Source organism: Terrabacter sp. Soil811, from assembly GCF_001429655.1.
GTDB lineage: Bacteria > Actinomycetota > Actinomycetes > Actinomycetales > Dermatophilaceae > Terrabacter.
The window spans coordinates 75,934-99,936 of record NZ_LMSX01000008.1 but is presented as its reverse complement, the minus strand read 5'-3'; the positions used below and the strand labels follow the sequence as shown (position 1 = coordinate 99,936).

The window sequence follows — 24,003 nt, the reverse complement described above, 5'->3', positions numbered from 1 at the left end:
ACCATGAACGCACCCGCCCGTCGCCTCGTCGCGTCGTACTGCTTCCCGCCCTACAGCGACACCGCTGCGGTCGTCGCGGCCAAGCGCGTCCACGACCGCGGCGAGCCCGTCGACGTCATCTGCAACGCGATGGACTCGATCCGCCACCAGGACCCTGACCTCGTCCAGCTCTGCGGCGGCCTCGTCCGGCGGTTCGCCGCCGTGCCCTCACGCACGGCCTTCAGCTCGTGGGTCTCCATCGTCGACTACCAGCAGCTCGGTCTCGAGACCTTCGTCCGCTGGGAGTCGCTGCAGGGTGAGTACGAGTCCGTCTACAGCAGAGCGCAGTTCGCGGCATCCCACTTCCTTGCGGTCGCACTCAAGTCGGCGCGGCCCGGGCTGCACTGGGACGCCGAGTTCTCCGACCCGCTGTCGCACGACGTCCTCGGACAGGTGCGTGCCGCCCCGGCGCACGACGACCGCACCCTCGCCCGACTGCGCTCGGCCGTGCAGGGGGCCGGGTTCCGGCCACCTGACGGCCTCAACGCCTTCGAGTGGTGCGAGGTCGCGGCGTTCGCCCTCGCGGACTCGGTGATGTTCACAAACACGCGCCAGCGCGACGTCATGCTCGAGAGCTGCCACGACCGCGAGCTCGCTGCCCGCGTCGAGCAGGTCGCCGTCGTGTCACCGCACCCCACGCCGCCGGCCGCGCTCTACGACGCGAAACCGTCGACGCACCAGCTGGACCCGGGCCGGCGGCACATCGGCTACTTCGGCAACTTCTACGCCAACCGTGGCGTCTCCGGGGTGCTCGACGCCCTGGCTCTGCTCCCTCGCGAGTCCCGCGACCGCCTCATGCTCCACGTCTTCACCTCGAAGCCCGAGGAGCTGCACGACGTCGTCGTCGCACGCGGGCTCGCCGACTGCGTCCGCGTCGGGCCCTTCGTCGGCTACCTCGAGTTCCTCGCGCTGTCGCGCCGGATGGACTGCCTGCTCGTCAACGACGCGGTGAGCCCACCGGGGGCGCCGAACCCCTTCCTGCCGTCGAAGTGGAGCGACTACCGAGGCAGCGGCACCCAGGTGTGGGGAGTCGTCGAGGAGGGCAGCGCCCTCGACGAGCAGCCCCTCGACCACCGCTCGCCGATCGAGCACGTCAGCGCGGCGGTGCAGGTGCTCCGCCGGATCAGCGCTCTCCCAGCACGATCCGGCGCAGCCGCTCTGCCGAGTCCGTCCCGCTGAAGCGCTCGCGCACCGTGTCGACGGTGCGCCCGCTCGCGTCGTCCCACGTCCCGGAGCCGCTGAACCTGAGGATCCGCTCGGCGGCCTCGGCCGGGGTGGTCGACACCCAGTCGGCCGGGAAGAGGCTCGTGGCACCGCCGATGCCGGCATACACCGGCCAGTCGCGCACGACGGGGACGGCGCCGCTCGCGGCCATCTCGACGAGGCCGATGTGGAAGCCCTCGCGTCGGCTCGAGCTCACGGCCCAGCCGACCTCACGGAGGTGCTCGGGCAACCGGGTCGTGTAGCCGACGAAGTCGACGCCGTCGGCGACGAGGGGGTCGCCCATCCGGGCGTGGAAGGCGCGAGCGGCCTCCCGCTCGACGGGGTTGGGGTCGTCGACGGTGAAGTCGGCGCCGATGAGCCGAAGCCGCCAGCGGGGGTCGTGCCGACGCAGCGCGGCGAGGACGTCGAGGGTCCACAGCGGGTCCTTGACCTGCTGCGCCCAGCCGACCATCCCGAGCGTCGTGCGAGCGGACTCGGTCTTGGGCAGGACGTAGCGCTCGACGTCGACGGGGTTGGCGACGACGTGCTGGCGTATGCCGTCCAGACGTCCTCCCAGCGCCGCCGCGGCTGCGCGCCGCAGGTGGTCGCTCGGGAAGATGACGTCGTCGACCTTGTCCCACTCGGCGGTGTGCAGCCAGGCACTCAAGGTGTCGACGCCGTGCAGCCGCACGACGACGCGCGTTCCCTCGGGGACGACCTGCGTCAGCCAGGTCAGGCCCTTGTCGGCCCAGTCGACGAAGACGACGTCGGCCGAGAGCGCCTCCGCGGTGGCGAGGTCGAGTGTCGGGGGTTGCCCGGTTGCGGCGAGCAGCCGCTCGCGCACCGTCACGGGGTCGACCCCGGTGTTGGCGAAGCGCTTCTGCCGGGCCGAGAGGTCGAGCAGCTCGACGTCGGCGTGGTCGTCGAGGCCGGCGACGACGGCAGCCGCGAACTTCGGGTAGGCGCCGGGCAGCACGGTGACGCGAGGGCGGTCGGTCTCCCTCGGCTGCTGCCGCGACAGCCGCGGCGTCGGGCTGGCCGTGCGCCGGCCGAGCAGGCGTCCGACCTCGGTCTCCCTCACGGGAGCGAGGAAGGCGTCGGGCTCGGACACGATGGCCGAGCGCGTCTCGGCCGTGTGCAGGCGCCGCGTGAAGAGCAGGTCGAGAGCAACCGTCGTGAGGAAGGCGGCGCGGTCGAGGTCGCCGTCGGCCAGGGCGTCGTCGGTGTGACGCAGCGTCACACGGGCGGCGTCGACGACGTCGACGGTCGACGGGTCGACGCCGGTGAGGACGGCGTGAAGTGCCTGGAGAGCGGGGTGGGGGAGCGCGCCGAAGAGGGCCTCCCGGTCGTCGAGGAGAGCGGTGGCGGCCTCGAGCCGGCCGGCGCGGAGCAGCCGGTAGGCCACCATCGTCCACAGCTCCGGGTCGAGCTCGCCGCGGGTCCGTGCGGTCTGGCCGCGCAGCAGCCGCGAGGCCGCACGGGCGGCGTGAGCGTCGGCGAGCGACCCGCGCAGCTGGCTGGCGGCCGTGCGCAGCACGAGGTCGGCGAGCTCGGGCGCGCCGACGGTGGGGCTGTCGTCGCCCCACGCGCGCAGCAGGGTCGATCCGGCGCGGTCGAGGACGACCCGCGTCCCCGGCTCGGCGAGCAGCGTGGCCGCGCGGGTGTCGACCCGGCCGAAGGCGGGTGCGGCCAGCCGGGCGGGCACGAGCTCGGGGAGCGCGCGGCGACCGAGGCGCAGGCCCTCCCGCGAGGCCCGCAGCGCGATCCGGCGGCGGCGGGGCGCACCGGCGGTGACCCGGGTCTCGATCCAGCCGAGGGAGGCGGGAAGCACCTCGACCCGATGCGTCTCGGGGAGCTTGCGCAGGCTGTGCTCGAGCCGCCCGCGATAGTGCAGGACGCGGATGCCGTGCCCGCTGCGGGCGAGGAAGCCGAGCATCCGCGCGTGCTCGTTGACGGACCCGGCGCTGCCCGCGACGACGACGAGGGACCGGGCGCCGGACGGAGGCGTGTGGAAGAGGCCGAAGTCGTCGGCGGTCCCGTCGACGTGGGCCGGCCCGAGCGAGGTGATGCCCCGGATGCCGGCCTCCCGGAGAGCGGCCTCGACGTGGGCGTGCCCGCCGGGGTGGAGGTCGCTGATCTGCCGCAGGTCGGCGACCTCGGCGGCGGCCAGGGCGTTGGTGACCGCGGTGCGGTCGGCCGGGTCGGCCTGCGTGCCGGTGGTCAGGGCGGTGAGGACGGACAGGTGCGCCCGGACGGCGGCGTCCTGGTCGACGTCGACGGCGTCGTCGGGCCGGTCCGGCTGCGCGTCAGGAGGACCGGGCGTCAGGTCGAGCTCGGCGAACTGGCGGTCGAACCGGCTGAGCAGCTGTCCGTGGAGCACCGTGTCCTCGCTGCCGCACAGCCCCTCGACGAACGGGGTGTCGACGAGCCACCGGGTCGGGTAGAGCCTCCCGCCCTGCCCGCGCAACGCCCCGGGGGCGAGGTGCGGCGCGACGTGTCGCGGGGAGTCGTCGGCCGCCGACGTCGTGCTGACGACGATGCGCTCGGGGTGGCGGACGGCATACAACGCCTCGAGGTGCGTCGGCGCGACGGCGTCGGTCCCGTCGACGAAGGTCGTCCACGGTGCTCGCGCGAGCCCGACACCGACGTTGCGGGCGGCGCCGGGTGAGTCGGCCACGGCGTCGACGAGCTCGACCTCGTGGCCCGCGAGCGGTCCCCGGGTCACGCGCTCGACGGCGTCCCGGGCGCGCGACCCGGACCCGTGGATCACGACGACGACCTCGAACCGGTCGGCCGGGAGGGTCTGGGCTGCCAGCGCACCGAGGCACGCGGCCATCCGGTCGCAGGAGCCGTGGGCGGACACCACGACGGAGAGGTCACGCACCCGGCGAAGGTAGTCGCGCGATGTGAATAGGCTGGACGGGCGCGCGACCGCGCAGGTGAACGACCGGTGATCAGGAGGTGGCATGCCCGAGGGAGACACCGTGTGGCGCACCGCCACCCGCCTCGACCAGGCCCTCGCCGGCCGCGAGATCGTCGAGTCCGATTTGCGCTGGCCGGGGGAGATCGCCACGGCTGACCTCACGGGTCGCACGACCCTCGAGGTCGTCAGCCGCGGCAAGCACGTGCTGCACCGCGTCGAGGGTGGCCTGACCCTGCACTCGCACCTGCGGATGGAGGGGCAGTGGCGCGTCGAGGCGACGGCCGGTCTGCCCGCCCGTTGGCGACGCAACCCGCAGCTGCGGGCCCTCGTCGCGGCGCCCGACTGGACCGCGCTCGGGCTGCGGCTCGGCATGCTCGACCTCGTGCCGACCGCGCACGAGGGCGACCTCGTCGGCCACCTCGGGCCCGACGTGCTCGGCCCGGACTGGGACCTCGCCCGTGCCGTCGACAACGTCGCGGGCGCGCGGGTGCCCGTCGGTCAGGCCCTGCTCGACCAGCGCAACCTCGCGGGCGTCGGCACCATGTGGTGCGCCGAGACGCTCTTCCTCGAGCGCGTGCCGCCGTGGAGCCGCGCCGACGAGCTCGGGCGCGAGACGGTCGAGCGGGTCGTCGCCCGCGCGCACCGCCTCATCGACAACGGCCGGCGCCATGCGGTGCAGTCGAGCACGGGCAGCCAGCGCCTCGACGAGGCGCACTACGTCCACGCGCGCAGCGGCAGGCCCTGCCGGCGCTGCGGTGCAACCGTGCGAGTCGCGATGATCGGCGAGCCCACCCGCGAACGCACGATGTTCTACTGCCCCGGCTGCCAGGGCGGCCTGGGACCGACCGACGACGGCCGGCCCCAGGCACCCCTCGGCTCGAACCGGGGAGCGGCCCGGTCGCGACGCTCGTACTGAGCGTCACCAGCCCTTGGCGGCCCCGGGGTAGTCGGTGATGATGACGTTGGCGTGCAGGTCGTCGCGGAAGCGCGTGAAGGTCGAGGCGCTGTTGACGGTCCAGACCGCGACCTGCATGCCCTTGCCGTGGATCGTCGCGTTGAGCCCGTCGCGCCAGTTCGCGTAGTTGTAGGACAGGTCGTAGCAGCCCTTGGAGTCTGCGGTCGCGACCTCGGCGTCGGTGACGGACGACTCGAGGCACGAGACCCGCATCGTCGACCGGGCGGCGTGGATCGTCGCGGCCGTCGTGCGCCAGTCGAAGTCCTGGATGATGCTCCGGCTGGCGATCCCGCGGTCGACGAGCCGCGAGACGAGCAGCCGTGCGTCGGCCTGCGCGGCGGCGGCCGTCTGCGATGCCGGGTGCTTGAGCTCGACGCGCAGGACCGCGTTCGTGTTGGGCGAGGCGCGGAACGCCGCGGCGACGTCGGTGAGCCGGGCGAGGGGCTCGCCGCTGCAGCGCACCTGGTCGATCTGCGCCCACGACGAGCCGGTGATCGTCCGGTTCAGGCCGCACGCCGACAGCGAGTTGTCGTGCCGGAAGACCGCGACGTCGTCGGTGGTGAAGTAGACGTCGCCCTCGATGTCGTCGATGTTGGCCGCGAGCGCGCCCTTGAACGCCTTGAGCGAGTTGTCGGGACCCCAGCCGCCTCCGCGGTGGGCCGAGATCGTGCCGTACGTCGCGGCTTCGGCCGGCGCGGCGGTCGTCGTCGCGACGGTCGCCGCGGTGGCTGCCGCCACGGCGAGAGTGGCGCCGACGGCGAGGGCGCGTCGCCGCAACCTCGGCGATCGGGTGCGGACGTGCTGCTGCTGGGTCATGAAGACCATCCCCTGACGGTGTGTGCGGGCGGACCCGCTCCTTCGTGGTGGGCGTCGGTGCCCACCGAAACGCAACCTACGTGTCGGCGCACGGTCCTAGGGTGTTTGGGACCGCAGCAATCGAGAGGAGCACGGCCATGGCATCACGCCTCAACCCGTACATCGGTTTCAAGGACGACGCCCGAGCGGCGATGGAGTTCTACAGGTCCGTCTTCGGCGGCGAGCTGACGGTGTCGACGTTCGGCGAGTTCGGCGACAGCGGACCCAACGCCGACAACGTCATGCACGCCCAGCTGGAGACGCCGAGCGGCTACACGATCATGGCGTCCGACACCCCCGAGCAGATGCCCTACCAGCCGGGCACCAACATCTCGGTGAGCCTGAGCGGCGATGACAGCGACGAGCTGCACGGCTACTGGGACAAGCTGGCCGACGGCGGCACCGTCATGATGCCCCTCGAGAAGCAGGCGTGGGGCGACGAGTTCGGCATGGTGACCGACCGGTTCGGCATCGGCTGGATGGTCAACATCGGCAGCGGCATGACGGACGACGCGCCGAAGGGGTGAGCGTCGAGGCGGTCCGGTCGGGCCTCAGTCCCGACCGGCGCCGCCGTAGTGGCGCGCCAGCTGACGGGTGAGCTCGTCCGGGCCGATGAGGCTCGAGTGCGTGCCCGCGGTGCCGCACGCCCACGACCCCGCGACGGTCCCGGCCCGGGCGGCCGCGCGGGCGTCACCGCCGGCGAGCCACGCGTGGAGGAAGGCCGAGACGTAGGCGTCGCCGGCGCCGTTCGAGTCCACGGCCGGGCGACCGTCGATGTCGACGGCGGCCACCGCGAACGAGCCGCCCTCGCGCACCGTCACCCGGCTGCCCCGGGCGCCGTCCATGACGACGACGAGCCGCGCACGGCCGCGGTCGAGCACGTCGGCGACGACATCGTCCTCGACCCCGTCCAGACGCGAGCCCGACACGAAGACGAGGTCGGCGGCATACGCGAACGGGCGGTGGTGGGGGTTGCGCCCGTCCCAGTCGTGCAGGTCGGTCGACGTCGTGGCCCGGGCGGCCGTGGCGTCCTCGAGGGCGCCGACGGCCCACGGCATGATCGAGGCGTGCACGTGACGTGACTGCTCGAGCGGACTGCGCCAGAGCGTCGGGTCGGGGGCGAGGTCGTAGCGGTGGCGCGGGTCGTAGAAGGACATCCGACGGCCCGTGGCGTCGACGAGGTTGACGGCGCGACGGGTGCCGCTCGCGTCGACGACATGGTCGAAGGCGAGCCCCTCGGCCGCGAACCGGTCGAGGAGCATCCGGCCCTCGTGGTCGTCGCCGATGACGTCGACGAAGCGCGTGGCGAGGCCGAGGCGGTGGCAGCCGAGCGCGACGCCGCTGCCCGTGTGCCCGACGACGGTGTCGATGGGCGGGACGACGTGGGAGTCGGCGAAGGGAACGGGCAGGGCCTCGACGCGCACGATGGTGTCGACGCCGGCACCGCCGACGACGAGGACGTCAGTCTTCACGGCCTCATTGTGCATGGCCGGACGCGGTCAGGGACGCGTGACGCTGAGCAGACCGAGGCACATCTCGTCGGTCGTGCCCTCGCCCCAGACGACGTAGCGCTCGGGCAGCCCCTGGAGGTCGGGCAGCTTGTCGCGCCAGGCCTGGTCGTGGGTGCAGCTGACCCGGATCGAGTCGCCGGGGCGGATCGCCGTCGCCGGGATCGGGACCGAGCCCTGGTTGTCGAAGTCCCAGACCTTGATGTCGAGCAGCGTCTTCGCGCGCGCCGTGCCGGGGTTGAGGTCGATGCGCAGGGACGAGCCGAGCAGGTGCATGTGGCCGGCTACAGCGCGGATGGTCGCGGCCTGCTCGACGCTGCGCGTGCAGGACTGGGTGGCGCCCGGGGTCGGGATGAGCGTGCCGTTGCAGACGAGCAGCAGGCCGTTGACGATGCGCGACGACATGGCGCCGAAGCGTTCGGTCACGTCGGCGACTGCCGCGTTGCGATCGCACAGCGGGCCCGACGTGCCTGCGCGACAAGGCAGCTCGACGGGTGCGGGGTAGAGCATCGTCTCGAGTGGCTTGAGCTTCGACGAGGACGAGAGACGCAGCTTCACCGAGGTGCGGTCGGGCGTCACGCCGTGCCGGAGGTTGTAGTGCACCTGCATGACGAGCAGGGAGCCGCGCTGCAGGGGGATGCCGACGTCGGCCGGTAGGACGTTCTCGCGACCACCCGGTGCCCAGGCTCCGACCCACGGGGCGTCGTCGAGGCTCGCGCCGCGCGACCCGAGCCCGGTGCCGCCGAAGCAGGTCCAGCCGTTGCCGCCGGACTCGGCGTCGCGGGCGCGGGCCGCAGCGGCCGCCGACGGTGGCACGCGGAAGAGGATGACGTGGTGCACCTCCTGCGGCTGGCCGGGGGCGATGTCGAAGCCGGTGACGAACGCGTCGCGGGTGACCTGGGGGTCGAGGACGAAGCACCGGTAGTCGTCGGTGCCGGTCGTCGGCGCCTTCGGCGTGTAGGAGACCGGCGACGTCACCGTCCGCATCGACTCACCGGCCCGCAGCGCGGCCGGCTTGGCGGGAGCGACGGGCTTCGCCGCGTGACCCGTGGCAGCCGTCGCCGGGTGGTCGGTGGCGCCCGCCGTGTGCCCGGTCGCGTGCCCCTCGAGCCGGGCCTGGGCGGTCGGGTTGGGCGTGCCGCAGCCCGCGACGAGCAGGACGACGGCCGCGACCGCCGCGACGGTAGCCCCTACCGCGGTCCGGCCGCGTCGAGTCCTCATCCCGTCAGTCTAGGAACGAGGCCGTCCTGCGGAGCGGTTGTCGAGCGTTTGGTCCTCAGGACTGCTCCGGCGCGCGGCTCACCGGGATGCGGCGCACGTCCGGGGCGCTGAGGCGCTCGGCGTTGGCCTCGGAGTCGGCGAGCTCCTTCTGCGACTCGAGCTCGGCCTCGACCCGGGCGATGTAGCCGGACACCTCGGCCTCGACCCGCTCGGGATCCCATCCGAGCACCGGCGCGACGATCTCGGCCACGGCGCGGGCGCTGTCGGCGCCGCGGCTCGAGGTCTCGATGGAGATGCGCGTGCGCCGGGCCAGCACGTCGTCGAGGTGGAGCGCGCCCTCGTGCGTGGCGGCATACAGCGCCTCGACCCGGAGGTACTCCTCCGCCCCGGGGAGCGGCTCGTAGAGCGAGCGGTCGTCCTCGGCGAGGGCGAAGAGCTCGTGGACGAGCGAGCCGTAGCGCTCGAGCAGGTGCGTGATGCGCCAGACCGGGAGGTCCTGGTGGCGCGCGAGGCGGTCGATCTGGTTGACGAGAGCGACGTAGCCCTCGGCGCCCGAGAGGGGGATGAACTCGGTGACGCTGTAGGACACGTCGCCGCCGATGTCCTCGCGTGCGGCGTCGACGGCGTCTGCGGCCATGACGCGGTAGGTGGTGTACTTGCCGCCGGCGATGGAGATGAGCCCGGGCTGCGGGCGGGCCACGGCGTGCTCGCGGGAGAGCTGGCTCGTGTCCTCGCTCTCACCGGAGAGAAGGGGGCGCAGGCCGGCGTAGACGCCCTGGATGTCCTCGTGGGTCAACGGCACCTTGAGCACGGTGTTGATGTGCTCGAGGATGTAGTCGATGTCGGCGCGCGTCGCTGCCGGGTGGGCGAGGTCGAGCTCCCAGTCGGTGTCGGTCGTGCCGATGATCCAGTGCGTGCCCCACGGGATGACGAAGAGGACCGACTTCTCGGTGCGCAGGATGAGGCCGGTCTCGGAGTTGATCCGGTCGCGGGCGACGACGATGTGCACCCCCTTGCTCGCGCGGACGTGGAAGCGGCCGCGGCCACCCGCCATGGTCTGGATGTCGTCGGTCCACACGCCGGTGCAGTTGATGACCACGGAGGCCCGGACCTCGGTGCGCTCGCCCGTCTCGACGTCCTCGACGAGGGCGCCGACGACCCGCTCGCCCGCACGCAGCAGCTCGACGACGCGGGCCGAGGCGACGACGGTGGCGCCGTAGGCGGCCGCGGTGCGGACCGTCGTCAGCGTGTGGCGGGCGTCGTCGGCCTGGGCGTCGTAGTAGAGCAGCCCACCGGTGAGGGCGTCGCGCTTGAGGGCCGGGGCCAGCTTGAGCGCTCCCGTGCGGGTCAGCTGCTTGTGGCGCGGGACCGAGCGCGCGCCGCCCATCGAGTCGTAGAGGGTCAGGCCCGCGGTGACGTAGGGGCGCTCCCAGCCGCGGCTGGTCAGCGGGTAGAGGAAGGAGACCGGCTTGACGAGGTGCGGTGCGATGCGGCTCAGCATGAGCTCGCGCTCCTTGAGCGCCTCGCGGACGAGGTCGAAGTTCATCTGCTCGAGGTAGCGCAGGCCGCCGTGGAAGAGCTTGGACGACCGCGACGAGGTGCCGGAGGCGAAGTCGCGCTGCTCGACGAGTGCCGTCGAGAGACCGCGGGTGGCCGCGTCGAGGGCCACGCCGCCGCCGGTCACGCCGCCACCGACGACGAGCACGTCGAACTGCTTCGTGGCGAGGCGCTTCCACGCCCGCGCCCGGTAGTCCGTGTCCAGCCGCACTGGGCTCGTCATCGGTTCCCCTTCACGTCGGTGCCGAGAACGACACTCTAACGACCGGCCCCGTGTCGACTCCGGGCTGTTCACCGGGCGGTCAGCCCGTACCCTCAGCGCCATGGGCATGACGGTGGTGGCACGGGAACTGGACTCCGAGCAGCTCGCGAGTCTCCTCGCGGACCCCTCGATCGCGAACGACCTGATCCTCGACGAGGACGAGGACGAGGACGAGGACGAGGACGGCAGCGACGGCTGGCTCGATCTCGACAAGGCGTGGCACGGCGTCCACTTCCTGTTGACGGGTGCGGCGTGGGGCACGGACAACCCTCTCGGCGGAGCCGTCCTCGGCGGCCGTGAGGTCGGTGAGGACGACGGCTACGGGCCGCCGCGCCTGCTCGAGCCCGACCTCGTCCGTGAGGTGGCCGAGGCGCTGGGCGTCGTCACCGACGCGGAGCTCCGCGCGCGCTTCGACCCCGAGGAGATGCAGCGCCTCGACATCTATCCCCAGATCTGGGAGGAGAGCGACATCCTCGACGAGTACCTCCTGCCGAACGTCCAGCAGCTGCGCGCCTTCTACGTCCGCGCGGCGGCTCATGACGCTGCGGTTCTCATCGTGGTGCAGTAGACGCCGAGGGGGGACGACACTGGGTCGGTGAGACTCATGTGGATCATCTGCCTGTTCGCCGGTCACCGGTGGCGCCGTGAGAGCCGCGACGACGGGTCGGTCATCGTGTGCGGACGGTGCGACGCGATCAGCGCCGTGGCCGAGGCCCGGGAGCGCCACCGCCAGCTCGGACGCGACGAGATGTAGGCGCGCGACGGTACGGTCTGGTCATGCCGACGGAGCAGCGCAGCCATGTCGTGTCGATCGACCAGGGGACGACGAGCACCCGGGCCATGGTCTTCGACCGGAGGGGCCGCGTCGTGGCCGTCGACCAGATGGAGCACCGGCAGATCTTCCCGCGCGCCGGGTGGGTCGAGCACGACCCGATGGAGATCTGGCAGAACACCCGCGTCGTCGTCGGTGGGGTGCTCGGCAAGGCCAACCTCAACGCCACCCACGTCGCCGCGGTCGGCATCACGAACCAGCGCGAGACGACCGTCGTCTGGGAGCGTGCGACCGGCCGGCCGATCCACAACGCCATCGTCTGGCAGGACACCCGCACCCAGGCGATCTGCGACGAGCTGGCCCGCGACGGCGGCATCGAGCGCTTCAAGGACGTCACCGGTCTGCCGCTCGCGACGTACTTCGCGGGGCCCAAGGCGCGCTGGATCCTCGACCACGTCGACGGCGCCCGCGAACGGGCCGAGGCGGGGGAGCTGCTCTTCGGCACCATCGACACGTGGCTGCTCTGGAACCTCACGGGAGGCGCCGACGACGGTGGCGTGCACGTCACCGACGTCACGAACGCCTCGCGCACCCTCCTGATGGACCTGCGCACCCTCGACTGGGACGCGTCGGCCGCCGAGGTGATCGGTGTCCCGCTCGCGATGCTCCCCGAGATCCGCTCGTCGTCCGAGGTCTACGGCTCGTGCAAGCCGGGCATCCTCATCGACGTGCCGGTCGCCGGCATCCTCGGCGACCAGCAGGCGGCGACGTTCGGCCAGGCCTGCCTCGACGTCGGCACGGCCAAGAACACCTACGGCACGGGCAACTTCATGCTCCTCAACACGGGTGAGGAGATCGTCGCGTCGAAGAACGGGCTGCTGACGACGGTCTGCTACCAGCTCGGTGACGGCAGGCCCGTCTATGCCCTCGAGGGCTCCATCGCCGTCACCGGGTCGCTCGTGCAGTGGCTGCGCGACAACCTCGGCCTCATCAAGGACGCCAAGGAGGTCGAGACGCTCGCGGCGAGCGTCGACGACAACGGCGGCGCCTACTTCGTCCCGGCCTTCTCGGGCCTCTTCGCGCCGCACTGGCGTCCCGACGCCCGCGGTGCGCTCGTCGGTCTGACCCGCTTCGTCAACAAGGCCCACATCGCCCGAGCCGCGTTGGAGGCCACGGCCTTTCAGACGCGCGAGGTGCTCGAGGCGATGAACGCCGACTCGGGAGTGCCGCTCACCGAGCTGCGGGTCGACGGCGGCATGGTCGTCAACGAGACGCTGATGCAGTTCCAGGCCGACCTGCTCGGGGTCGACGTCGTGCGACCCGTCGTGGCCGAGACCACCGCTCTCGGCGCCGCGTATGCCGCCGGGCTGGCTGTCGGCTACTGGCAGAGCACCGACGAGATCCGTGAGAACTGGGGCGAGGACCGCCGGTGGACCCCCGCGATGGACGAGTCCGAGAGGGAGCGCCTCTTCCGCACGTGGAAGAAGGCCGTCGAGCGCACCCTCGACTGGGTCGACGACGACACTCCCTGACGGCTCAGGCCTCGCCCTCGAGGTGGAGGACGACCTTGCGCAGCAGGCCGTTGAGGGCGACGAGCTCCTTGGCGGTCAGGCCCGAGAAGGCCTCCTGCTCACGAGCCATGCCGGCCTCGATCCCCTTCTCCCACATGGCCCGTCCCGATGGCGTCGGACGGATGAGGATGCGGCGCCGGTCGATGGGGTCGACCTCGCGGGTCGCGTGGCCCCGCTGGACGAGCCGGTCGACGCGTGACGTCATCGCGGCCCGGGTCACGCCGCACGCGTCGGCGAGCTGTGCGGGTGTCGCCTCCTCGGGGAACGGCTGGATCATCAGCGCGTGGAGCGTGTGGTAGTCCTCGATCGTGTCTTCCGTGCCGGCGTAGCTCGCGTGGTCGGCGGCCTTGAGCCGCTTGGTGATCGCCTGCATGCGCGTGACGGCACCCTCGACCTCGGGGTCCATGTCCTCGAGGAGTCCGCTCCAGCGTGCGACGTGCCGGTCGACCGAGTCCTGCCGTGCTCTCGCCATGGCGTCAGTCTCGCAGAGGTGCAGCACGGGGAGCGCAGATCCCTGACTATTCATTGACAGATAGTCAGACGTCTAACTAATGTCAGGTCATGACCATGAGCGACCTGCTCCACCTCCGCGACGTCCGACTCCTGCTGGCCGGTCAGGGACTCTCGTGGGTCGGCGACGCCTTCAACCCCATCGCCCTGTCCGTGGCCGTCGTCCTGGGTGGCGGGGGTGCAGGCGAGCTCGGTGTCGTCCTCGCGAGCGCCGTGGTGGCCCGCCTCCTGTGCACCCTCGTCGGCGGCGTCTGGGCCGACCGCGTCACGCCGCACCGGATCATGGTCGGCGCCGACCTCACCCGAGCCGGCTCCGTCGCCGCCATGGCCGTCGCCTTCGCGCTCGGCGACCCGCCGGTGGCCGTGCTCGCCGGTCTGGCCGCGGTCACAGCGGGTGCGGGCGCGTTCTTCCACCCGGCCTTCGTCTCGCTGAGGCCCCTCATCGTCCCGGCTGCGGCTCTGCAGACCGCCAACGGCGCGATCAGCTTCCTCCAGTCGAGCGCCCAGGTGGGCGGCCCGGTCCTCGCCGGCCTCGTCGTCGCCCGGTTCGGCCCGGTCGCCGGCTTCACGGTCAACGCGCTGACCTTCGCCTGGTCGGCGGTCTGCGTCGCGCGGCTCCGGGCTCGCGCCGACCACGTCGCGGAGCGCACCGGCATGCTGACCGAGATCCGCGAGGGCCTCGCGGAGATCCGGAGTCGGGACTGGCTGTGGTCGAGCCTCCTCGCGGCGGCGATGTTCCACGTCGCCAGTGGGGTCTTCATCGTCCTCGTCGAGGTGACGGCCGTGCGCGACCTCGGCGGCGCCCACGCCCTCGGCCTCGTCACGGCAGCGCTCGGCGTGGGCGGGCTCGTCGGAGGGCTCGTCGCCATGCGGCTCCAGCCGCGCCGGATGCTCCTCTGGGCCTTCGCCGCCCTCGGCCTCTTCCCGCTCTTCCCGCTCGCGTTCGCCTGGCCCGGCGGGCTCGTCGCGATCATGGCGCTCGCCCTCGTCGGCCAGGCCGGACTGCTCTACTTCGACGTCGGGTGGCAGACCGCCGTCCAGCAGGGCGTGCCCCACGACCGGCTGGCCCGCGTCGTCTCGTGGGACGTGCTCATCTCGTTCGTCGCGCTGCCACTCGGCAACGTCATCGCCGGCCCGCTCAGCGCCTCCGTCGAGACGCCCGACCTCATGGTCGGCATCGCCGTCTGGATGTTCGTCGCCGGCTGCTGGCCGCTGCTGGTGCGCAGCGTCCGCGGCTTCACCCGCGCGTCAGCCCAGGGCGGCGATGGCGGCGTCGTAGTCGGGCTCCTGGCCGATGGCGGGGACGAGCTCCGTGTGCGCGACGGTGCCGTCCGCGTCGATGACGACGACCGCACGGGCGAGGAGGCCGGCGAAGCCGCCGTTCTCCATCCGTACGCCGTAGTCGTAGCCGAAGCCGGAGCGGAACGACGACGCCACGACGACGTTCTCGATGCCCTCGGCGCCGCAGAAGCGGTTCAGCGCGAACGGTAGGTCGGCCGACACGCAGACGACCGCCGCGTTGTCGAGCCCGGCGGCGATCTCGTTGAAGCGGCGCACGCTCGCCGCGCAGACGCCGGTGTCGACGCTCGGGAAGATGTTGAGGACCACGCGGCTGCCGTCGGGCAGCGTCACGTCGTCGCGCAGGTTGGTGCCGGTCAGCGTGTACGCGGGAGCGGGGGTGCCCACGGCCGGCAGGTCGCCGACGGTGTGGACGGTGGTGTCTCCGAGGGAGGTGGTGGCCATGGACGTATCTAACACGGGTCGCCTGGGGCTACCGTCGCGGCATGCCCGCTGACGGCGCGACGTGCCTCGCGACCCGCTGCTTCTGCGAGCTCGCCCGCCCCGACGGCATCGCCCAGCCGGCCGACGCGTGGTCGTCCCTGGCCTTCGTCGTGGCCGGGGTCGCCGCAGCCGTGCTCCTGGGTCCTGCCGCGCGTCCCGAGCGCGTCCTCGTCCCGCTCCTCGCGGTCTCGCTCGTCGCCGTCGGGATCGGCAGCTTCGCCTTCCACGCGACCCTGACGCTGTGGGGCCAGTTCGTCGACGTCCTCCCGATGTATGCCGTCGGCTGCGTCCTGCTCGCCGGTGCCCTCGTGCGCCTGCGCCGGGTCACGCCGCGCGTGGCCGTCCTCGGCGGGGTCTCCCTCCTCGTGGCCCTCGGCGTCCTGCTCCCGGTCTGGCCCGAGTCCCGGCGGGTGCTCTTCGCCGCCGTCCTGCTGCCCGGCATCGTCCTCGAGCTGGTGGCCGCCCGGGGCCGTGCCGGCGGCGCGCGCTGGCTGCACGTCGGGCTGGGACTGCTCGTGACCGCATACGTCCTCTGGCTGCTCGACCAGTGGGGCGTCCTCTGCGACCCGACGAGCCCGCTGCAGGGGCATGCGGCCTGGCACGTCCTCGGCGCCGTCGCCGGGTGGTGCCTCGCCCGCCACTGGGCGACCCGTAGGTTGGTGGCATGACGGAGTCGCCGCTCACGCCGGAGCAGCAGGAGCAGATCGTGGCGGTCGCGATGGACATGGCGCGCGACGGGCGCACGGCCGACCTCGTCGAGTTCCTCGACCACGGCTTCCCGCTCGACCAGCAGGACCCCGCCGGCAACACGCTCGTCATGCTCGCGGCCTACCACGGTCACCTCGACACGGTCACGAGCCTCGTGGACCGCGGCGCCGACGTCGACCGCCGCAACGACCGCGACCAGTCCCCGGTGGCCGGGGCGATGTTCAAGGGCGAGGACGAGGTCGTCCGAGTCCTCGTCGCCGCGGGCGCCGACCTCGACACCGGGTCGCCGACCGCGCGCGCCACGGCCCAGCTGTTCGGGCAGCAGCACCTCATCGACGGAGAGGACCGAGGGTGACCGACCCGCAGGACACCGGAGCACGCTCGCGCTTCGTCATCAACCTCGTCGGCGTCATCGGCATCGTCTTCGGGGTGCTCCCGATCGTGCGCTACCTGCTCGACCTGTCGCTCTTCGAGTTCACCGTCGCGCCGTACGCGTGGCTCCAGCTCGAGGGGGCCGCGCGGTTCCTCCCGCCCGGGATGGTCCTCGTCGCGTGCATCGTCGTCGCCTACGTCCTCGAGCAGCGGCTCTCCCGCGACTGACCCGGGTCCAACCCTCGACGGTCGGTGACCGTTCAACGACGAGCCCGTGATGTGATGTGGGCATGTCGGTCCGGGCCTCCCTCCTCGCCGCGCTCGTCCTCGGGTCGAGCCTGGCGATGGCGCCCGCCCCGGCCGCTCTGGCCGCCGACCCGGTCTCGCCCGAGGTCACGACGGTGCCCGTCGGTGCCGAGCCCGACGGCACGGCCGTGCGCCTCGACGTCTCCGTGTGGCCGCAGTCGAGCGGCAAGCACCCGGTCGTCCTGCTCGCCCACGGCTTCGGCGGCAGCAAGGACTCGGTGACGAGCCAGGCGAACGACCTGCACGACCGCGGCTACGTCGTCATCGCGTGGAGCGCCCGTGGGCACGGCGCGTCCGGCGGTCGCATCCACCTCAACGACCCGGCCTACGAGATCGCTGACGCGAGAACGCTGCTCGACCTCGCGGCCAAGCGCTCCGACGTCGAGCTCGACGGTCCGGGAGACCCGCGCGCCGGGGTCATGGGTGCCTCCTACGGCGGCGCCCTCGCCCTCATGCTGGCCGGCTCCGACCGGCGGGTCGACGGCGTCGTCTCGGCCATCACGTGGAACGACCTCGCCGACGCCTTCTTCCCGCAGGCCGCCGTGACGAAGCCGGCGACGACCGCTGCCGGGCGCTCGCCGATCGACGTCGTCGGACCCTTCAAGCAGGTCTGGGCGACGAACTTCTTCCTCTCGGCGCTCCGTGGCGGCCAGGGGGCGGGCACCGGAGCCGCCGACTGCGGCCGCTTCGACCCGACGATCTGCCGCCTCTTCGTCCAGGCCTCCGAGACCGGCACCGCCTCACCACAGCTGACGACGCTGCTGCGCGCGCACAGCCCGAAGCCGACGATGAACGCCGTCACCGCGCCGACCTTCCTCGTCCAGGGGGTCGGCGACTCGCTCTTCGGGCTCGACCAGGCCGACGCCAACGCGTCGGCGCTCGCCGCCTCCGGCACGCCGTATGCCGTCCGGTGGAGCGACGGCGGCCACGACGCCCCGAGCACCCACGAGGCGGAGGAGGTCGAGGCCTCCTACACGTGGCTCGACCACTACGTGCGCGACAAGGGCGCGCGCGGATCGGCCCTGCCCACAGCGGCCTTCACCTACGGCACCCCCGCCGGTCGGGCGGGTCAGCCGACGACGCTCCACACCCTCACGGCATACCCGGGGCTGTCCGGCGCGGCGCTCCGGACGCGCGAGCTGCCCCTGACGACGACCTCCGGGGCGCTGCTGCACCCGCCCGGCGGACAGCCGGCCTCGCTCATCGCCGTGCCCGGCCTCGCCGCCTTGGGCGTCAGCCTCTCGACGTACCAGATCGCGGCGCTGCCCGGTCAGTCGACGGCCCTCGACACCCAGCCCGTCGCCGAGGCCGAGACGGTGGTCGGGTCGCCGACGATGCGACTCACCGTCACGTCCGACGCGCCGGACGTCACGCTCTTCGCGTCGGTGTGGCGCGTCACCGGTGGCTCGGTGACGCTGACCAACCCGCTCGTCGCGCCGGTGCGCCTCACCGTGACGCCGGGCCGGCCCACCCCCGTGACGATCTCGCTCCCGGCAGCGACCTACGACCTGCCGGCCGGCACCCGGTGGCGCGTCCTGCTGACGAGCACCGAGTCGACGTACTCCAACTCGCGGACCCCGAGCGGCATCCGCATCTCGGGGGCCTCGGCGCTCACCCTCCCGGTCGCGACCGGTGCCGCGGTCGACGGGGCCGTGGCCGGCGGCGTCGACACCGAGACCGTCCTCGCCTCCGGCGCCCTCGCGGTGCTGCTCCTCGCGGCGCTCTCCGGTTGGTTCGTGCGCCGGCGCCGCCGGATGCACCTGCCCGCGCGGCCTGACCTCGCCGACGTCCCGCTCGTCATCGAGGGACTCGTCAAGACGTACGCCGACGGCCACCGCGCCGTGGACGACGTGTCGTGGCGGGCCGAGAAGGGTCAGGTCGTCGGGCTGCTCGGCCCCAACGGCGCCGGCAAGACGACGACCATGCGGATGGTCATGGGACTCATCTCCTCCGACGCCGGCAGCGTCCACGTGCTCGGCGAGCCCGTCTCCGCCGGCTCGCGGGTGCTTGGCCGGGTCGGCGCGCTCATCGAGGGACCCGGCTTCCTGCCGCACCTCACCGGGCGCCAGAACCTCGAGGCCTACTGGTCCGCCACGGGCCGGGACCCCGAGGACGCCCACATCGCCGAGGCGCTCGACGTCGCGGCCCTCGGCGGCGCCGTCGACCGGCCGGTCAAGTCCTACAGCCACGGCATGAAGCAGCGACTGGGCATCGCCCAGGCCATGCTCGGGCTGCCCGAGCTGCTCATCCTCGACGAGCCGACCAACGGCCTCGACCCGCCCCAGATCGCGGCGATGCGCCCGATCCTGCGCCGCTACGCCGAGACCGGGCGCACCGTCGTCGTGTCGAGCCACCTGCTCGCCGAGGTCGAGATGACGTGCACCCACGTCGTCGTCATGCACGCCGGCCGGGTCATCACGCAGGGCCCCGTCGCCGAGCTCGTCGACAGCGACGACACGACGATCCTCGACCTGCCCGAGCACGTCGCCCACGACGTCGTCAGCGCCGGCGTGCACGCGCTCGAGGCCGCAGGTGGCGTCACCGAGGTGCGCGTCGACACCCCGACCCGGATCGTCGTCGTCGCCGACCGCGGCCGGGCCGAGGTCGTCGCGGCTGCCGTGTCGGCGGGGCTGCCCGTCGTCGGCGTCAGCAGCCGCCGCCACCTCGAGGAGGTCTTCCTCGGCGTCATCTCGTCGGCGTCCGCACCGGGTGCGGCCGGCGAGCCCGGAGACGAGGGCGCATCCCTCGTCGAGCGACTGAGGCAGGTGAGGGCGCGATGAGCGAGACCCACGCAGAGGGCCCGGACGTGAGCCCCGGGGACGCGCTGCTCGACGTCATCGAGCCGGCTCCGGCAGCAGGGAGCGGCGAGATCCACCAGGTGCGCGACCCGCTGTCGTGGCGGTCCGAGCTGCGCCGGCAGTGGGGCCGGCGACGCACGATCTGGGCCTTCGGACTGCTCCTCGCGCTGCCGCTCGTCCTCGTCGGGTCGTTCGCCTTCGGCCAGCGGTCGAGCAACAGCCGTGGCGGTGCCTCGACCCGGATCTTCGACCTCGCCCAGAGCGGGGCCGCGAACTTCAGCCTCGTGCTCGTCTTCCTCGCCTCGGAGCTGCTCCTCGTGCTGCTCGCCGCCCTCTTCTGCGGCGACGCCGTGCCGTCCGAGGCGTCGTGGTCGTCGCTGCGCTACCTGCTCATCGCGCCGGTGCAGCGGGCCCGCCTGCTCACGAGCAAGCTCGCGATCGGGATCGCCTCGACCCTCGTCGCGACGGTCCTGCTGCCGGCGTGGGGCCTGCTCGTCGGCGGCGTCGCCTACGGATGGGACCCGCTGACCAACCCGCTCGGCGAGAACCTCTCGTGGGGCCAGTTCCTGCCGCGCCTGGCGCTCGCGATGGCCTACATCTTCGTGACACTGCTGCCGATCGCAGCCATCGCCTTCTGGATCGGGACCCGCTCCGACGCGCCGCTCGCCGCGGTCGGCGGCGCCGTGCTCGTCAGCATCCTGCTCAACATCCTCGACCAGCTCGACGCGCTCGACCCCTACCGCAACGCCTTCCCGGGCCACTACTCGCGGGCCTGGCAGGACGCCCTCGCCGTGTCACCGGACTACACCGACATGGTGCACGGCGCCCTGTGGGCGCTCGTGTGGGCCGTCGCCTTCACGATGCTCGCCTACCGCCGCTTCCGGCGCAGCGACATCCTCAGCTAGCCCGACGCGTACGCCCGCGGTCGCGACCGACTGAGCGAGCTCTGCGGCATACCCGCCGTGGGTGGATGGATGCGGCCAATCACCCGACCTCGCCGCAACCATCCAGTCACGGCGGGACTGCTGGGTCGGAGCCCGACGAGGCTCAGAGCTTCGCGGCCTCGGGGATGATGCGCTCGCCGATGAGCTCGAGCACGTCGGTCTTCGACCCGTCACCGATGCCCAGCTGTACGTGCGTCACACCCAGTCCGGCGAGGTCACGCAGGTGCTCGAGGGTGGCGTCGACGTTCTCGCCGTTCGGGCCCGGGTCGACCGGTCCCATGACGGTCTTCTCGATCTCGTCGTAGTCGCGGCCGAGAGCCTCGCAGTGGCCGCGGAGGACCTCCAGCTTGTGGGCGAGGTCGGGGCTGTCGAAGAGGTTGCAGGCCTGGGCGTACTGCGCGACCATCCGCAGCGTCTTCTTCTCGCCGCCGCCACCGATGAGGATGGGCGGGTGCGGGCGCTGCACCGACTGCGGGGAGTTGAGGGTGCTGCCGAGCCGGTAGTGCTTGCCGGCATACGGCTCGACGCTGTCGCCCCACATCTGGAGGCAGATCTGCAGCGTCTCCTCGAGGCGCTCGAAGCGCTCGGCGGTGGCGGGGAAGGGCAGGCCGAGACCGACGCACTCCTCCTCGTTCCACGCCGCGCCGATGCCGAGCATGGCGCGGCCCTTCGACAGCACGTCGAGGGTCGTGACCTCCTTGGCGAGCAGCCCGGGCTCGCGGTAGACGGCGGCCGTGACCCAGGCGAGCAGCTGCACCTTCTCGGTGACGGCCGCGAGGAAGCCGAGGGCCGTGTAGGCCTCGAGCATCTCGTGCTCCTTGGGCCCGACCATGCCGATCTGCCAGACGTGGTCCATGACCGAGAGCTTGGTGAAGCCGACGTCCTCGGCGGTCCGCGCCGTGCGGACGAGGTCGTCGACGAAGGTGGAGGAGCCGCCGCTCCACGTGAAGTTGGCGAGGTGCAGTCCGAGATGCATCCTCCGACACTACGTCCGCTCGCTGGGATCGGCGTGGGAGCAGCGCCTCGATCTCGTGCGGGAAGATGGTCGGGTCCGGCGGGCGAGAACGAGGAGGCGGACGATGGCGGTCGACGTGCGGGTCGAGACGGTGATAGCCCGACCGGTGGCCGAGGTCGCGGCGTACGCCGGGGACCCGTCCCACGCTCCCGAGTGGTACGCCAACATCGACTCGGTCGACTGGCAGACGGCGCCGCCGACGGGTGTGGGCAGCAGGCTGGCTTTCGTGGCCCGTTTCCTCGGGCGACGCATCGAGTACGTCTACGAGGTCGTCGAGCTCGTTCCGGGCGAGCGGCTCGTCATGCAGACCGACGGCAAGCCGTTCCCCATGCGCACGACCTACGAGTGGGAGGACGCCGGCGACGGACGCACCCGGATGGTGCTGCGCAACACGGGGCAGCCCACCGGCTTCGCGGCGCTCGGCGCCAAGGCCATGGCCGCTGCGATGCGTGGGGCCATGACGAAGGACCTCGCGAGGATCAGGCGGATCCTGGAGTCGCGGTGACCTGGGAGCCGGAGACGGGCGGCTCGGCCGACCACGGGAAGACGATCCACTGGTCGGTTTGGCGCCAGACGTAGTCGAGCGTCACGACCGATCCGGGCTTGCCGTGGAGCACCGCGCTGCGTGCCTCGGCACCGTGCTCCTGGAGCAGGTCGAGCATCGGTGAGCTTGACTCCGAGCGCGTACGAGAGCCCGCCGCCGGGGATGAGCCCGCCACGCGCCACGGCGATGAGCACCTCCGGGCGGAAGCTCGAGTCGGCGACGAGGGTCGCGAGCTCGCGGATCGCGACGCCGAACTGCTCCCACGTCAGCACCTCCTTGTCGACGAGCGTGGAGGCGTCTGCGTGGTAGGCGATCGTCATGCGAGGAAGGCTGGTCACGTCACGTGAACGGCGTGTTTCGGGTGTCGAGGCTTCGGGCAGACTGGCCGGGTGACCCTCGACCCGAGCCGCGCCAGCCGCCCGACCCGACCGCTCCGGCCCTCCCGGCGCTCGCAGGTGCCCCCGTTCGAGGTCATGGACGTGCTCGACCGGGTGGCCGTGCTCCGGGCCGAGGGGCGCGACGTCGTGTCCCTCTGTGCCGGTGAGCCGTCGGGAGGTGCGCCGAGCCTCGTCTCGGAGGCCGCGGCACGCATCCACGGCTCGGGCCGCGCCCTGACCTACACCTCGGCGCTCGGCATCCGAGAGCTGCGCTCCGAGATCGCCGCGCACTACGGCCGGTGGTACGGCCTCGACGTCGACCCCGCCCGCGTCGCGATCACGACGGGCTCGTCGGGCGGCTTCGTGCTCGCCTTCCTCGCAGCCTTCGAGGCGGGGGACCGTGTCGCGCTCGCGCGGCCCGGCTACCCGGCCTACCGCAACATCCTCACCTCGCTCGGGTGCGAGGTCGCCCTGATCGACTGCGGCCCCGAGACCCGCTACCAGCCGACGCCCGAGCTGCTCGACGCCGCGCAGGCCGACGGGGAGCTCGCGGGGCTCATCGTCGCCTCGCCCGCCAACCCGACCGGCACGATGGTCGACCGCGCCGAGCTCGCGGCGATCACCGACTGGTGCGCGGCCCACGGCGTGCGCCTGGTCAGCGACGAGATCTACCATGGCGTCACCTATCCGGACCCCGGCGCCGCCGACCCCCGCGGTGTCTGCGCCTGGGAGACCGACGACACGTCCCTCGTCATCTCCTCCTTCAGCAAGTACTGGGGGATGACGGGCTGGCGTCTGGGCTGGATGCTGCTCCCCGACGACCTCGTGCGCCCCGTCGACGCGCTGGCCGGAAACGTCGCGCTGTGCCCACCCGCACCGGCGCAGTATGCCGCCGTCTCGGCCTTCGCGGAGGAGTCCTACCGCGAGTGCGACGACGCGGTCGCCGAGTTCGCGCGGACGCGAAAGCTCTTGCTGGACAACGCGTCCCGCCTCGGCTGGGGTGAGTCAGCGCCGCCGGACGGCGCGTTCTACTACTGGGCCGACCTCGGGCCGCAACGGGGCCGGTGGGGCGGCTCGGCGGCATACGCCAGCGCCCTGCTCGAGGAGGTCGGCGTCGCGATCACGCCGGGCGGCGACTTCGACGACCGGGCAGGCGGCCACTCGGTGCGCCTCAGCTTCGCCGCCGGAGCGACCGCGGTCAGCGAGGCGATCGAGCGGATCGAGGCGTTCAACGCCCGCTGACCCGGATGCGTCGCCGGTCGCGTCGAAGCCCCCAACCTCTTGGGGGCTTCGATCTGGCCTCACCCCTTCCGGGTGGTCAGAGGATGAGCACTACCGCAGCGATGATCGCTCCGGCCAGGCTCAGCGTGCCGAGCACGAAGCTCATCATGGCGCCCGCGGTCCAGTAGCCGGACCGGTCGCGGACACTCGCACCCAACAGGCCGAAGCCTGCCGTGAGCAGCACGCCGCCGGCGATCCAGCTGCCGAGGTACCAGGCCTCGCTCAGGCCCGCCAGGATCCAGCCGGCCGGCACGAGGTATGCATACGCGCCGAAGGCTGCAACCAGAAGACCCAGGGTCAAGAGCGTGTAGTCCAACGTGCGGTTGCGGAACAACCTCGGGAGACGTTCGGTCCCCACACGTTCCTTCTCAAGGAGCTGTGACATCGTCCTCACCTCCTTTCCTCGTCTCCTTCCAGCGTGGCTCACCCGGAGCGCGCGCGTCAGAGGCCTTGGTCCCGCGTCTTGCCCACCCGGGACGCGCTGAGCCGCTAGCGTCGGC

General features: G+C 72.4%; 23 protein-coding genes and 1 pseudogene. 14 read left to right on the top strand and 10 right to left on the bottom strand.

What is annotated here, in order from left to right; all coding sequences use genetic code 11:
* Nucleotides 1–3: 3 nt before the first annotated feature.
* Nucleotides 4–1,218 (top strand): hypothetical protein, encoded by a 1,215-nt coding sequence (locus ASH01_RS11005; protein ID WP_056775656.1) that lies wholly within the window; start codon nt 4–6, stop codon nt 1,216–1,218.
* Here the strand turns inward: ASH01_RS11005 and ASH01_RS11000 are convergent.
* Nucleotides 1,163–4,126, bottom strand: a complete 2,964-nt coding sequence (locus ASH01_RS11000; protein ID WP_056775655.1) for a glycosyltransferase — start codon at nt 4,124–4,126, stop codon at nt 1,163–1,165. The two genes, ASH01_RS11005 and ASH01_RS11000, sit on opposite strands and share 56 nt — an antisense overlap.
* Nucleotides 4,127–4,208: 82 nt before the next feature.
* On the opposite strand from ASH01_RS11000, the gene ASH01_RS10995 reads away from it, so the two are divergent.
* Entirely contained in the window at nt 4,209–5,081 is an 873-nt protein-coding gene (locus tag ASH01_RS10995) for a DNA-formamidopyrimidine glycosylase family protein (RefSeq protein WP_056775654.1), read from the top strand.
* Nucleotides 5,082–5,084: 3 nt separating this feature from the next.
* On the opposite strand, the gene ASH01_RS10990 is transcribed toward ASH01_RS10995, so the two are convergent.
* Nucleotides 5,085–5,936 (bottom strand): glycerophosphodiester phosphodiesterase, encoded by an 852-nt coding sequence (locus ASH01_RS10990; protein WP_162263877.1) that lies wholly within the window; start codon nt 5,934–5,936, stop codon nt 5,085–5,087.
* 137 nt (nt 5,937–6,073) lie between these two features.
* Between ASH01_RS10990 and ASH01_RS10985 the strand changes: the two genes are divergently transcribed.
* Nucleotides 6,074–6,502: a VOC family protein gene (locus ASH01_RS10985; RefSeq protein ID WP_056775652.1), complete on the top strand. Its 429-nt coding sequence runs from the start codon at nt 6,074–6,076 to the stop codon at nt 6,500–6,502.
* 24 nt (nt 6,503–6,526) lie between these two features.
* Here ASH01_RS10985 and ASH01_RS10980 read toward each other — a convergent pair whose 3' ends face one another.
* From ASH01_RS10980 to ASH01_RS10970, 3 genes are read right to left on the bottom strand one after another with little or no spacing between them, the layout of a single operon-like run.
* Nucleotides 6,527–7,447, bottom strand: coding sequence for a carbohydrate kinase family protein (locus tag ASH01_RS10980; protein WP_082619693.1), 921 nt, complete (start codon nt 7,445–7,447; stop codon nt 6,527–6,529).
* A gap of 27 nt (nt 7,448–7,474) precedes the next feature.
* On the bottom strand, nt 7,475–8,704 hold the full coding sequence (locus tag ASH01_RS10975; protein WP_056775645.1) for a hypothetical protein: 1,230 nt from the start codon (nt 8,702–8,704) through the stop codon (nt 7,475–7,477).
* A gap of 55 nt (nt 8,705–8,759) precedes the next feature.
* Entirely contained in the window at nt 8,760–10,484 is a 1,725-nt protein-coding gene (locus tag ASH01_RS10970; protein WP_056775641.1) for a glycerol-3-phosphate dehydrogenase/oxidase, read from the bottom strand.
* Between the two features lie 100 nt (nt 10,485–10,584).
* Here ASH01_RS10970 and ASH01_RS10965 point away from each other — a divergent pair, with 100 nt between their 5' ends.
* Genes ASH01_RS10965 through glpK form a run of 3 tightly spaced genes read left to right on the top strand, consistent with a single transcriptional unit; the run spans nt 10,585 to nt 12,827 of the window.
* Nucleotides 10,585–11,091, top strand: a complete 507-nt coding sequence (locus ASH01_RS10965; protein WP_056775638.1) for a YfbM family protein — start codon at nt 10,585–10,587, stop codon at nt 11,089–11,091.
* A 27-nt stretch (nt 11,092–11,118) separates the two neighbouring features.
* Nucleotides 11,119–11,277 (top strand): hypothetical protein, encoded by a 159-nt coding sequence (locus ASH01_RS22990; protein ID WP_156415545.1) that lies wholly within the window; start codon nt 11,119–11,121, stop codon nt 11,275–11,277.
* Nucleotides 11,278–11,300: 23 nt separating this feature from the next.
* Nucleotides 11,301–12,827 (top strand): glycerol kinase GlpK, encoded by a 1,527-nt coding sequence (glpK, locus tag ASH01_RS10960; protein WP_056775637.1) that lies wholly within the window; start codon nt 11,301–11,303, stop codon nt 12,825–12,827.
* Nucleotides 12,828–12,831: 4 nt separating this feature from the next.
* On the opposite strand, the gene ASH01_RS10955 is transcribed toward glpK, so the two are convergent.
* The gene (locus tag ASH01_RS10955) at nt 12,832–13,338 is read right to left on the bottom strand and encodes a MarR family winged helix-turn-helix transcriptional regulator (RefSeq protein ID WP_056777569.1); all 507 of its coding nucleotides are present in this window, start codon (nt 13,336–13,338) and stop codon (nt 12,832–12,834) included.
* A gap of 89 nt (nt 13,339–13,427) precedes the next feature.
* Here ASH01_RS10955 and ASH01_RS23645 point away from each other — a divergent pair.
* Nucleotides 13,428–14,570: pseudogene (locus ASH01_RS23645) on the top strand (MFS transporter); the annotation flags it as partial.
* 54 nt (nt 14,571–14,624) lie between these two features.
* Here ASH01_RS23645 and tpx read toward each other — a convergent pair.
* Nucleotides 14,625–15,119, bottom strand: coding sequence for a thiol peroxidase (gene tpx, locus ASH01_RS22490; protein ID WP_082619691.1), 495 nt, complete (start codon nt 15,117–15,119; stop codon nt 14,625–14,627).
* A 41-nt stretch (nt 15,120–15,160) separates the two neighbouring features.
* On the opposite strand from tpx, the gene ASH01_RS10940 reads away from it, so the two are divergent.
* The 5 genes from ASH01_RS10940 to ASH01_RS10920 all read left to right on the top strand — a co-directional run bounded on the left by ASH01_RS10940 (nt 15,161) and on the right by ASH01_RS10920 (nt 20,247).
* Entirely contained in the window at nt 15,161–15,826 is a 666-nt protein-coding gene (locus tag ASH01_RS10940; protein ID WP_056775628.1) for a ceramidase domain-containing protein, read from the top strand.
* The gene (locus ASH01_RS10935) at nt 15,823–16,221 is read left to right on the top strand and encodes an ankyrin repeat domain-containing protein (RefSeq protein WP_056775627.1); all 399 of its coding nucleotides are present in this window, start codon (nt 15,823–15,825) and stop codon (nt 16,219–16,221) included. Before ASH01_RS10940 ends, ASH01_RS10935 begins: the two co-directional genes overlap by 4 nt.
* Nucleotides 16,218–16,466 (top strand): hypothetical protein, encoded by a 249-nt coding sequence (locus ASH01_RS10930; RefSeq protein ID WP_056775623.1) that lies wholly within the window; start codon nt 16,218–16,220, stop codon nt 16,464–16,466. The genes ASH01_RS10935 and ASH01_RS10930 overlap by 4 nt, the downstream gene beginning before the upstream one ends.
* A 62-nt stretch (nt 16,467–16,528) precedes the next feature.
* Nucleotides 16,529–19,324: an alpha/beta fold hydrolase gene (locus tag ASH01_RS10925; RefSeq protein ID WP_235509596.1), complete on the top strand. Its 2,796-nt coding sequence runs from the start codon at nt 16,529–16,531 to the stop codon at nt 19,322–19,324.
* Nucleotides 19,321–20,247 carry an ABC transporter permease gene (locus ASH01_RS10920; RefSeq protein ID WP_056775616.1) on the top strand — a complete coding sequence of 309 codons (927 nt, stop codon included), beginning with the start codon at nt 19,321–19,323 and terminating at the stop codon, nt 20,245–20,247. Before ASH01_RS10925 ends, ASH01_RS10920 begins: the two co-directional genes overlap by 4 nt.
* Nucleotides 20,248–20,389: 142 nt before the next feature.
* Here the strand turns inward: ASH01_RS10920 and ASH01_RS10915 are convergent, their stop codons facing one another.
* Nucleotides 20,390–21,262, bottom strand: coding sequence for an LLM class F420-dependent oxidoreductase (locus tag ASH01_RS10915; protein WP_056775613.1), 873 nt, complete (start codon nt 21,260–21,262; stop codon nt 20,390–20,392).
* A gap of 103 nt (nt 21,263–21,365) precedes the next feature.
* Here ASH01_RS10915 and ASH01_RS10910 point away from each other — a divergent pair, with 103 nt between their 5' ends.
* Nucleotides 21,366–21,806 carry an SRPBCC family protein gene (locus tag ASH01_RS10910; RefSeq protein WP_056775611.1) on the top strand — a complete coding sequence of 147 codons (441 nt, stop codon included), beginning with the start codon at nt 21,366–21,368 and terminating at the stop codon, nt 21,804–21,806.
* Here ASH01_RS10910 and ASH01_RS24010 read toward each other — a convergent pair.
* Nucleotides 21,781–21,963: a hypothetical protein gene (locus tag ASH01_RS24010; protein WP_443081121.1), complete on the bottom strand. Its 183-nt coding sequence runs from the start codon at nt 21,961–21,963 to the stop codon at nt 21,781–21,783. The two genes, ASH01_RS10910 and ASH01_RS24010, sit on opposite strands and share 26 nt — an antisense overlap.
* A 355-nt stretch (nt 21,964–22,318) precedes the next feature.
* Between ASH01_RS24010 and ASH01_RS10900 the strand changes: the two genes are divergently transcribed.
* Nucleotides 22,319–23,464 carry an aminotransferase class I/II-fold pyridoxal phosphate-dependent enzyme gene (locus ASH01_RS10900; protein ID WP_235509627.1) on the top strand — a complete coding sequence of 382 codons (1,146 nt, stop codon included), beginning with the start codon at nt 22,319–22,321 and terminating at the stop codon, nt 23,462–23,464.
* Nucleotides 23,465–23,540: 76 nt separating this feature from the next.
* Here the strand turns inward: ASH01_RS10900 and ASH01_RS10895 are convergent, their stop codons facing one another.
* Complete coding sequence (locus tag ASH01_RS10895; RefSeq protein ID WP_156415544.1) at nt 23,541–23,888, bottom strand: hypothetical protein; 348 nt, start codon at nt 23,886–23,888, stop codon at nt 23,541–23,543.
* Nucleotides 23,889–24,003 lie beyond the last annotated feature (115 nt).